This is a genomic window from Saccharomonospora iraqiensis subsp. iraqiensis, from assembly GCF_000430445.1.
GTDB lineage: Bacteria > Actinomycetota > Actinomycetes > Mycobacteriales > Pseudonocardiaceae > Saccharomonospora > Saccharomonospora iraqiensis.
The window spans coordinates 63,023-64,774 of record NZ_KE387040.1; the positions used below are offsets into that span (position 1 = coordinate 63,023).

Annotated in this window: 2 protein-coding genes and 1 pseudogene; 2 read left to right on the plus strand and 1 reads right to left on the minus strand. The window is 74.2% G+C overall.

The window, feature by feature from the left end; translation table 11 throughout:
• Window positions 1-173 (plus strand): aminomethyltransferase beta-barrel domain-containing protein (locus ACTIR_RS25705; RefSeq protein ID WP_324607086.1); only part of this gene is annotated, 173 nt, incomplete at its 5' end.
• A gap of 111 nt (window positions 174-284) precedes the next feature.
• On the opposite strand, the gene ACTIR_RS0102300 is transcribed toward ACTIR_RS25705, so the two are convergent.
• A complete protein-coding gene (locus ACTIR_RS0102300) occupies window positions 285-1,328 on the minus strand; it encodes an MBL fold metallo-hydrolase (protein ID WP_026453077.1) in 1,044 nt (347 codons plus the stop codon).
• A gap of 135 nt (window positions 1,329-1,463) precedes the next feature.
• Here ACTIR_RS0102300 and ACTIR_RS21240 point away from each other — a divergent pair.
• Window positions 1,464-1,752 (plus strand): annotated as a pseudogene (locus tag ACTIR_RS21240) (methionine synthase); the annotation flags it as partial.

A 1,752-nucleotide genomic window follows, 5' to 3' on the forward strand; every position in this document is an offset into this window, starting at 1 on the left:
CGCACGGCGGCACGGCGCCGGCGGTGGCGGAGTGCGTCGACGGTGGCGTCGCGATCCACCTGCGGGAGCCGCTCACGGGTGTGGCCCCGGGCCAGGTCGTCGTGCTGTACCGGCCGGACGCCGAGGGCGGGGACGTGGTGCTCGGCAGCGCGAAGATCGCCGCCACGGCCTGAGCCGGGCCCGTCCCGCCGACTCGCGGGGCCTGCACGTCGACTCGCGTGCCTGGACTGGCGACTCGCGGGTCTGAAGCGTCGACTCGCGGGGCTGAAGTGGCGACTCGCGGGTCAGGGGACGGTGTAGTGGCGGAGGTCGTCCTCGTCCTTGGTGGTGAGGCGGTTCTGCAGGGTGAGCAGGTCCAGGTGGGACTGGGTCTCCAGGACGGCGAGCATCTGGTTGAACGGGTCCAGCTCGTCCAGCGTGCGTTCCCGGCGGGTCCAGGTCAGGCGCAGGGCCACTTCGTACGCGGTGGTGTTGCCCCGCGCCACCGTCCCGCCGATCTCGTCGAGGCGGTGGTCGTGGTGGGTGAGCAGCTCGTCCACCCGCGCGTGCACGCTCGGCGTGACCGGGCCGTGCGCGGGCAGCATCCGCATATCCGGCAGGGAGCGGACCAGCCGCAGCGAGTCCAGGAAGTCCCGCAGCGGCTGCTCGGCCGGGGCGGGATGGAAACCGATCGACGGGGTGATGTGCGGCAGCACGTGGTCGCCGGAGAACAGCAGGTTCGCCGCGTGGTCGGCGAACACGACGTGGCCCGCGGTGTGGCCGGGGGTGTGCACGACGTCGAGCGTGCGGCCGGGCAGGATCGTCCGGCGGCCCGGGTCCAGCCACTCGTCCGGCTGCTCCCACAGGTCCCGGTCGGTCGGTGGCCGCCGCCCGTCGAACAGCGCGACGAGTGCGTCGATCACCGGGGTCCCGCCCGCGCGCCGCAGCAACCCGATCTGGTCCTCCATCGGGTGCTCGTCCGGGGCGGCGGTGGCCCGCAGGGACGCCCGCTCCCCGCGGCCGAGCGCGATCGACGCGCCGGACTCGCGGCGCAGCGCCACCGCCAGCGTGTAGTGGTCGCGGTGGACGTGGGTGATCAGGAACTGTCCGATGTCGCCCAGCCCGGCACCGAGGCCCGCCAGCGCCGCCGCGAGCCGGTCGCGCGCCTCGTCCAGCGCCCACCCGGAATCCACCAGGGTGAGGGTGTCGCCGTCGGTGACCGCGTAGACGTTCACGGCCCGCAGCGCGTCGTTCGGCAGGGGGAGCGGGATGCGGTACACCCCGGGTGCCACGGTGTAGAGACCGGGCTCGGCCCAGTGCCGGCTGCCGTCGTCGTCGCACGGTTCCATGCCCTGATCAGACCAGGTTGCCGGAACCGGGGGGACGCGGGTGAGACCGACATCACTGAGCGTTCGCTTACTCGGGTGTCGCGGACCGGTGCCCCGGCGGGACGACGGGCGGCTCCGGCGGGGACAATCGACGCCGTGAGTGAGCGAGTCTGGCCAACCGGTGCGGCCACCGGGATCGGCTCCATGCCGGGCACCGACGCGCGGGAGGCCGCCGCGATCGTGTTCGGTGAGCTGCCCGGGTTCGCACACCTGCCCGAACTGCCCGACCGCGGTGCCGGCGCCGACCCGATCGGCCGGACGGCGGCGATGCTGGTGGACCTCGCCGTCGACCTCGTGCCCTCCGGGTACCGGATCACGGCCCGGCCGGGCCGCACCCACCGGCACGCCGTCGACCTGCTGCGCTGGGACCTGGACGCGGTCACCG

Coding starts and splice junctions, on each gene's coding strand:
- ACTIR_RS0102300 (WP_026453077.1), bottom strand. CDS start 1,328: ATGGAACCGTGCGACGACGACGGCAGCCGGCACTGGGCCGAGCCCGGT.